Annotated in this window: 7 protein-coding genes and 1 pseudogene; 1 reads left to right on the top strand and 7 read right to left on the bottom strand. The window is 68.8% G+C overall.

What is annotated here, in order from left to right; all coding sequences use genetic code 11:
* From K8V84_RS10885 to valS, 4 genes and pseudogenes are all read right to left on the bottom strand, one after another.
* Window positions 1-148, bottom strand: a pseudogene (locus K8V84_RS10885) (PIG-L family deacetylase); the annotation flags it as partial.
* A 75-nt stretch (window positions 149-223) separates the two neighbouring features.
* A complete protein-coding gene (locus K8V84_RS10880) occupies window positions 224-1,060 on the bottom strand; it encodes a DUF3710 domain-containing protein (RefSeq protein ID WP_304073822.1) in 837 nt (278 codons plus the stop codon).
* Between the two features lie 60 nt (window positions 1,061-1,120).
* Window positions 1,121-1,594, bottom strand: coding sequence for a dUTP diphosphatase (gene dut, locus K8V84_RS10875; protein WP_304073820.1), 474 nt, complete (start codon window positions 1,592-1,594; stop codon window positions 1,121-1,123).
* Between the two features lie 167 nt (window positions 1,595-1,761).
* Window positions 1,762-4,347, bottom strand: a complete 2,586-nt coding sequence (gene valS / locus K8V84_RS10870) for a valine--tRNA ligase (protein ID WP_304073818.1) — start codon at window positions 4,345-4,347, stop codon at window positions 1,762-1,764.
* Window positions 4,348-4,556: 209 nt separating this feature from the next.
* Between valS and K8V84_RS10865 the strand changes: the two genes are divergently transcribed.
* Window positions 4,557-4,832: a DUF4235 domain-containing protein gene (locus tag K8V84_RS10865; RefSeq protein ID WP_304073816.1), complete on the top strand. Its 276-nt coding sequence runs from the start codon at window positions 4,557-4,559 to the stop codon at window positions 4,830-4,832.
* Window positions 4,833-5,079: 247 nt separating this feature from the next.
* Here the strand turns inward: K8V84_RS10865 and K8V84_RS10860 are convergent, their stop codons facing one another.
* The 3 genes from K8V84_RS10860 to K8V84_RS10850 all read right to left on the bottom strand — a co-directional run.
* Complete coding sequence (locus K8V84_RS10860) at window positions 5,080-5,376, bottom strand: DUF4193 domain-containing protein (RefSeq protein ID WP_013153901.1); 297 nt, start codon at window positions 5,374-5,376, stop codon at window positions 5,080-5,082.
* A 514-nt stretch (window positions 5,377-5,890) separates the two neighbouring features.
* Window positions 5,891-7,150 carry a cell wall metabolism sensor histidine kinase WalK gene (locus K8V84_RS10855; protein ID WP_304073814.1) on the bottom strand — a complete coding sequence of 420 codons (1,260 nt, stop codon included), beginning with the start codon at window positions 7,148-7,150 and terminating at the stop codon, window positions 5,891-5,893.
* The coding region (locus tag K8V84_RS10850) for a winged helix-turn-helix domain-containing protein (protein WP_304073813.1) at window positions 7,147-7,426 on the bottom strand (280 nt) is incomplete at its 5' end. The genes K8V84_RS10850 and K8V84_RS10855, both read right to left, overlap by 4 nt.

The following is a 7,426-nucleotide window of genomic DNA, read 5'->3' as shown; positions in this document are numbered from 1 at the left end:
CGATGACGTCCTTGCCTTGCGAGGTCCACCGGTGGATCGCCGAGGATGCGCCGAACTCCAGGTCGTCGGGGTGTGCCACCACCGCCAGGGCACGCTGCCAGTCCTCCGGCAGCGGTCGGGGGGCGCTGTTTCGCGTCGTCTCGTCCATGTAGGACACACTACGAAAACAAACGCCCCCGGAACGGTTGTCCACAGGCCCGTTTTCTCGGGCCCACGCCCTTCCTCAGGCCTGCACCGGGCCACCGGTGCCGGGTCCCTCGGCCGAACCGTTGGGCGAGTGGCCGGCGTTGCCGCGCTGGGCCGCCTGCTGGGCGGCACGCTGCTTGGCCGCGGCGGCCATCTTCTCCTGGATCTCCTTGGGCACGGTGATCGGCAGTAGTTCGCTGGGAGGCGCCGGCTGGTCCCCACGCACCACCACGATGTCGGAGAACACCTGCTCGATCTCCGACATCACCTCGGGTTTGGAGGCGCCTTCACCGCGGATGACACCACGCAGCACCCACCGCGGCCCGTCCACGCCGATGAACCGCACCCGCTGGCCCAGTTGGCGACCGTCCTCGGTCTTCTTGCCCTTGATCGGGATGACGGCCCGCAGCTCCGGGCCGAAGGTGCCCTCGTGGTCCTCGACCTTGCCGCCCTGCTGCGTGACCTGTTCGCGCAGTTCCTCGCGCATCTCGTCCCACAACCCCGAGGACTTGGGCGCGGCGAAGGGCTGCACCTGCAGGGCGGTCTTGCCGCGCACCAGGGTCACCCCGATGATCTTCTGCTTGCCCTTACCGTCCTGGGCCACGTTCACCTGGATCTCGGCACCCTGCTCCGTGGGCAGGAGCATGCTGCCCAGGTCCATTCGCTTGGCCTCGGGAGCGTCCTCGGTAGAGTCCCAGGGGCCGCCGGCCCGGTAGCGGTCCTCGTCCTTGTCGGGCTGTGCCAAGGGGCGCTGCGGCTCCACCTCGTTGTCGAACGAGACGGCCCCGGCGGCTCCACGTCGCTCCTTCGGACGAGTCTCCTCCGCTGCTCTCTCTGTCTCCTGGTCCCGCTTCTTACGGCGGCGTCCGAACACGCCTTCACCTCTTCGCTTCTTCGTGGGTCCCGGAATCACACCGGGGAGTCGGGGACGTCATCACCGTGCGGCGTGGCCCCCGGTCGAACCGAAACCACCCGATCCTCGCACCGAGTCCGGCAACGTGTCCGCTTCGACGAACGCCGCGCGCTCCACGCGTTGGATCACCAACTGGGCGATCCGGTCACCGCGCGTGAGCTCCACCGGTGTGTGGGAATCGGTGTTGAGCAGGGTCACCCTGATCTCGCCCCGGTAGCCGGCGTCCACGGTCCCCGGGGCGTTGACGACCGTCAGTCCGCTACGGGCGGCCAACCCCGAACGGGGGTGTACGAAGGCCGCGTAGCCGTCGGGCAGGGCGATCGCCAGACCGGTGGGCACGGTGGCACGCTCCCCCGGGGCCAGGACCACGTCGATGGCGGTGTACAGATCCGCGCCCGCGTCACCGGGGTGGGCGTAGGCGGGCAGGGGCAGCCCGGGGTCCAGACGACGAACCGTGACGGGCACCCGTGTGCCTTCCAGGGATGAGGTACTCACATCTGCCGAGCCTATCGTTCCCCGGGCGTTGCCCGGGTGGCCCGATCGCGCGATGCGTCGGGACGCGGGGCAGCGTTCCACGAGGGTGGCCGGAGCGTGAACGAGGGCGGGGCGGCACCGGGTGTGTTCCCGGGGCCGCCCCGCCCTCGCGTGTTCTCGCCGAATCGTTACCCTGCGGCCGGCTCCTCGGCCGGGGGCATGGTGACCTCGACGGTGAGCTCGGCGTCGTCGGTGGCCTGGAAGTCGATCTCGGCGGCGCGCCCGGCGGCAGCGATGTCGGCCTTGGCGGCTCGGGCGGCCTCGACCTGCTTGCCGGAGACCTTCACGTGCTCGACCTCGGCGCGCATGGACAGCTTCGCCTCGGACTTGGCCTTGCGGACCTCGCGCAGCACCTCGGCGGTGGCGGCGAGGACGGCCGGGTCACCGCCCGCGGCGGCGGAACGGTACTCGGCGGCGTCGGGCCAGGCCTGGGCGTGCACCGAACCCTCCTGCCACCAGCTCCAGACCTCTTCGGTGACGAAGGGGATGAAGGGCGCGAACAACCTGTGCAGGGCGCCCAGGGCGATGAGCAACGCGGCACGGGCCGAGGCGCCCTCGGCGGACCCGGTGTCGTAGGCGCGGGTCTTGACCAGCTCCAGGTAGTCGTCACAAAAGTCCCAGAAGAAGCGCTCGGTGCGCTCCAGGGCCCGGGTGTGGTCGTAGTCGACGAACGCGGTGGTGGCCTCCTCGACCACCTCGCCCAGTGCCGCCAGCATCGCCCGGTCCAGGGGCTCGGTGACCTTGGCCGGATCGGTGGAGGCGTCCTCGCCCGCGACCGACATGACGAACTTGCTGGCGTTGAGGACCTTGATGGACAGCCGGCGGCCGATCTTCATCTGGCCCTCGTCCATGGCGGTGTCGGTGCCCAGACGGCCGCTGGCCGCCCAGTACCGGACCGCGTCGGAGCTGTACTTCTCCAGCAGTGCGACCGGCGTGACGACGTTGCCCTTGGACTTGGACATCTTCTTGCGGTCCGGGTCCAGGATCCAACCGGAGATTCCGGTGGTGTTCCAGGGCAGGCTGCCGTTCTCGAAGTCGGCGCGGACCACCGTGGAGAACAACCAGGTGCGGATGATGTCCTGCCCCTGGGGGCGGTAGTCCATCGGGAAGACCCGCTCGAACAGGTCTTGGTCGCGTTCCCAACCGGAGGCGATCTGCGGCGACAGCGAGGAGGTCGCCCAGGTGTCCATGACGTCGGGGTCGCCCATGAACCCGTTCGCCCGCCCGCGCTGTTCCTCGGTGTACCCGGTGGGCACCTGGGAGCTGGGGTCGATGGGCAGTTGGTCCTCGGCGGGCAGCAACGGCTCGTCGTAGTTCGGGTTGCCGTCGGCGTCCAGCGGATACCAGACCGGGAAGGGCACGCCGAAGAAGCGCTGGCGGCTGATCAGCCAGTCGCCGTTGAGGCCTTGGACCCAGTTCTCGTAGCGCTGACGCATGTGCGCCGGGTGCCAGGTGAGCTCACGACCGCGCTCGATGAGCCGGGCGCGGATGTCCTCGTCCCGACCACCGTTACGGATGTACCACTGGCGGGTGGTGACGATCTCCAGGGGCTTATCGCCCTTCTCGAAGAACTTCACCGGGTGGGTGATGGGAGTGGGTTCACCGACCAGGTCGCCGCTCTCGCGCAGCAGTTCCACGGTGCGCTCACGCGCGGTGTGGACGGTGGCGCCGACCAGGCGCGCGTAGGCCTCGCGTCCGGTCTCGGACTCAAGACCCCGAGGCGGGTCGGCGATGATGCGTCCGTCCCAGCCGATGATGGGGCGGGTCTCCAGCTGCAGCTCGCGCCACCAGGTGACGTCGGTGGTGTCACCGAAGGTGCAGATCATGGCGATACCGGACCCCTTCTCGGGGTCGGCCAGGCGGTGGGCCTCGACAGGGACCTCGACACCGAAGACCGGGCTGGTCACGGTGGTGCCGAACAGGTCCTGGTAACGCTCGTCGTCGGGGTGGGCGACCAGGGCGACACAGGCCGCCAGCAGCTCGGGGCGGGTGGTCTCGATGTGGACCGGGGAGCCGTCGGGCTTGTGGAAGGCGACCTTGTGGTAGGCGCTGGGACGCTCACGGTCCTCCAGCTCGGCCTGGGCCACCGCGGTGCGGAAGGTGACGTCCCACAGGGTGGGCGCCTCGGCCATGTAGGCCTCACCGCGGGACAGGTTGCGCAGGAAGGCGCGCTGAGCGGCCGTTCGGGAGTTGTCGTCGATGGTGGCGTAGGTGTGCCGCCAGTCGACGCTCAGCCCCAGGCGACGCCAGATCGACTCGAAGACCTTCTCGTCCTCGATGGTGAGCCTGTCGCACAACTCGATGAAGTTGCCCCGGGAGACGGGGACCTGTCGCTTGGGGTCGGGCTTGGCGGGCGGCTCGAAGTCCGGATCATAGGGGACCGACGGGTCACAGCGCACACCGTAGTAGTTCTGGACACGACGCTCGGTGGGCAGGCCGTTGTCGTCCCATCCCATCGGGTAGAAGACGGCCTTGCCGTTCATGCGCTGGAAACGCGCGACGGTGTCGGTGTGCGTGTAGGAGAACACGTGGCCGATGTGCAGCGAACCCGAGACCGTGGGCGGCGGGGTGTCGATCGAGTAGACGTCCTCGCGGCTGCGGCTACGGTCGAAATGGTAGACGCCGGACTCATCCCATACGTCCACCCACTTCGCCTCGATACCGTCCAGCGAAGGCTTGTCGGGCATGCGGAAGGAATGAGAGCGGTTGGTCATGGGGGCAATGGTAATGCTCCCGAGAGCCACTTCGCTCCGGGTTTGCGGGCCCCTGACCGCCGAGGGAACGTGATCCGCGCCTCGAACGCGCACGGATGTCGGGAGCACGCCGCGCTGCGCGGGACGGCCTCGGCGTGAAAGACTTTCACCGCAGACGGTGCGCGCGTGCGCGCACCATCGTACGCACAAGGAAACGGTGAACGATTCACATGGCTAAGAAGGACGGTGAGGTCGCACCGGTCGTCCTCGGGATGGTCGCGGGTTTCGCGGCCGAGTTCGTCACTCGCAAGGCGCTGACCTTCGCCTGGACGCGCGCGACGGGCGAGGAGCCGCCGACGGACCTGGAGTCCCCCGACGTGAGCCTGGGACGCGCCCTGAGTTGGGCCGTGATCGCGGGTGTGGGCGTGGAGGTGGCCCGGGTCCTGGCCGTACGCGCCACCCGCAAGCGGATGGTCGGCTCCGGCGGACGCGACCTGGAAGCCTGACCACGACGCGTGCGGGGTCCGTCCCCGCCTCGACGAACGGGTGGCGGTGGACGGCTCACCCCATCGGGGTCCTCCCCGTCTGGAGTCGGCCGTCCACCGCCCGCCGTCGTCGCGCCCGCCGCCGTGCGGGATCCCCCGTTCACGCGGAGGCGGCGGCCCGGTCACCCAGGGGTGACCGTCGCGGGTCCGTTCCCCGGTCCTGTCGGGTTCTCGGGACCGTCGGGGGTTCGGGAGACCCATCGATCAATCAGGCGCACTCCTTGCAGACCAGCTGGCCGGCGCGCTGCTCGGCGAGCTGACTGCGGTGGTGAACCAGGAAGCAGCGCGAGCAGGTGAACTCATCGGCTTGGCGGGGCAGTACCCGGACCGCGAGTTCTTCGCCCGACAGGTCCGCACCGGGCAGCTCCATGCCCTCGGCCACCTCGTCGGGGTCGACGTCGATGGTGCCGGTGCCCTTGTCCACGCGCCGCGCCTGCAGCTCCTGGAGGCTGTCCTCGTTGATGTCCTCGTCAGTCTTGCGCGGGCTGTCGTAGTCGGTGGCCATCTCTGCTAACTCCATCCCCCTCGTTTAGTGCCTCATCGCGCGGGTGTAACGCTTGAGAGACCTTGGTTGTGCCCGAATCGGCCAATGAGTTTTCCCGAAGTCCGTGTTCGGTGCCCCCTCCCGGGTCACCTTCCACAGGTCAGTAGCACTTTCACGAAATCGTGACCGGAGGCGGCCAATATTCGATGGCCCCTGCACTGGTCGTTCTCGTGTACTACCCAACGTCGAGCGTCTCGTAGACCGGAAAACACGTACGCGCCCACATGAAGGGCAAGTATGGAACACCCCCCGGGCCGGGGCGAAAACCAAGACATGCCCATGTCAGGAGGGATTCCCTCCGTGTCCACGCCGGGGGAAGCATACCCACCCCGACTCGTGGCTCGTGACAGGGGTGGGCGTGTCTTCGGACACGTATAAATACCACGAAGCGTGGACGGGCGCAGCTTGGGAGGCGTGGGACCGGTGCGCCCCTCTTTTTCCGATGAGCATTTCGGAGGATCGAACCGGCCCTTCCTCAACGGCGGTCGGAGCTCTCGCCGCTCTGCCCGGGTGGGACCGGCAGGCACACGGTGACGACCAGACCGCCGCCGGCGCGGGGCCAGGCGGTGACCACACCCTCGTGGGCGCGCACCACCGAGCGAACGATGGACAGGCCCAGACCGGCGCTGCGGCCCGAGCCCACACGGTCGCCGGAGCCGCGCCGGAACGGTTCGAAGAGACCCTCGATCTCGTAGGCGGGGATGACCTTGCCGGAGTTCTCCACCTGGACCGCGGGCATGCCCTCGTACATACCGCTGCGCACGGTGATCTCACCGTCGTCGACGTTGTACTTGAGGGCGTTCTCCACCAGGTTGGCGACCAGTCGTTCCAGTAGGACGGGGTCGCCCACCACCAGGGCGGGGCGCAGGTCCTGGCGCAGGGAGAGACCGGAGGAGTCGAGGTCCCCGGACAGTTGACTGAGCACCGTGCCGGCGACCTCACCCAGGTCGACCTTGGCCTTGACCTCCAGTTCGCGGTCGGTCTTGGCCAGGAACAACAACCCGTCGATGAGGCGTTCGTGACGGGCGTTGGTCTCCAGCAGGGTGTGCCCGACGCTCTTGAGGTCGGCGGACACGTCCGGGGCGCTCAACGCCACTTCGAGCAGCGTGCGGTTGATGGCCAGCGGCGTGCGCAGCTCGTGCGAGGCGTTGGCGACGAAGCGCCGTTGCCCGTCGAAGGCCCGGTCCAGGCGTTCCAGCATGCCGTCGAAGGTGTCGGCGAGCTCACGGATCTCGTCGTCGGGTCCGGACAGCGCGATGCGTTCGTGCAGGGAGCGTTCGGACAGCCGTCGGGCGATACGGGTGATCTTCTGCAACGGCGAGAGCGCCCGCCCGGCCACCGCGTACCCCAGCGCCACCGCGAGCAGCCCCACCAGGAACAGCGCCAGCAACGAGAAGCGGGTGACGTGGGTGAGGACCTGTTCGATGTGGTGGCTGTGCTCGATGAGCTCGGCCAGGCTGTCCTCGGCCAGGAGGGCGTTGAGCAGGACCGCGACGACCAGGTAGTTGACCAGGACCAGCAGGGAGCCCGCCGCGAAGAAGAGCATCCCGTAGATGAGGGTGAGGCGGGCCCGCAGACTGAGGTTGTCGGTGAAGCGATGCACCGTGGAATGGGCGGCGGAGCGTTCCGTGTTCCCGCCACCGGGCGCCACCGAGTTCAGGCTGCGCCACGTCCCGGTGTCCCCGGGACGGGTGGCCTCCACCTGTCCGGGTTCGGGACGCTCGCCCGGTCTCACAGTCGGTACCCGGCGCCGGGGACCGTCTGGATGACCTGTGGACTGCCGAGCTTCTTGCGCAGGGTCATGACGGTGACCCGGACGACGTTGGTGAAGGGGTCGGCGTTCTCGTCCCAGGCCTTCTCCAACAGGCCCTCGGCGCTGACCACGGTGCCCTGTGCGCGCATGAGCACCTGCAGGACCGCGAACTCCTTGGGTGTGAGGCCGACCTCGCGGCCCTCACGGTGCACCCGGTGGTTGGCCGGGTCCAGGGTGATGCCGTGGCGCTCCAGCACC

It is taken from the genome of Nocardiopsis listeri, from assembly GCF_020741345.1.
Classification (GTDB): domain Bacteria; phylum Actinomycetota; class Actinomycetes; order Streptosporangiales; family Streptosporangiaceae; genus Nocardiopsis; species Nocardiopsis listeri_A.
Note: the sequence above shows the minus strand (reverse complement) of the source record. Positions and strands in the feature narration are given on the sequence as shown.

Coding starts and splice junctions, on each gene's coding strand:
- K8V84_RS10860 (WP_013153901.1), bottom strand. CDS start 5,376: ATGGCCACCGACTACGACAGCCCGCGCAAGACTGACGAGGACATCAAC.
- K8V84_RS10865 (WP_304073816.1), top strand. CDS start 4,557: ATGGCTAAGAAGGACGGTGAGGTCGCACCGGTCGTCCTCGGGATGGTC.
- valS (WP_304073818.1), bottom strand. CDS start 4,347: ATGACCAACCGCTCTCATTCCTTCCGCATGCCCGACAAGCCTTCGCTG.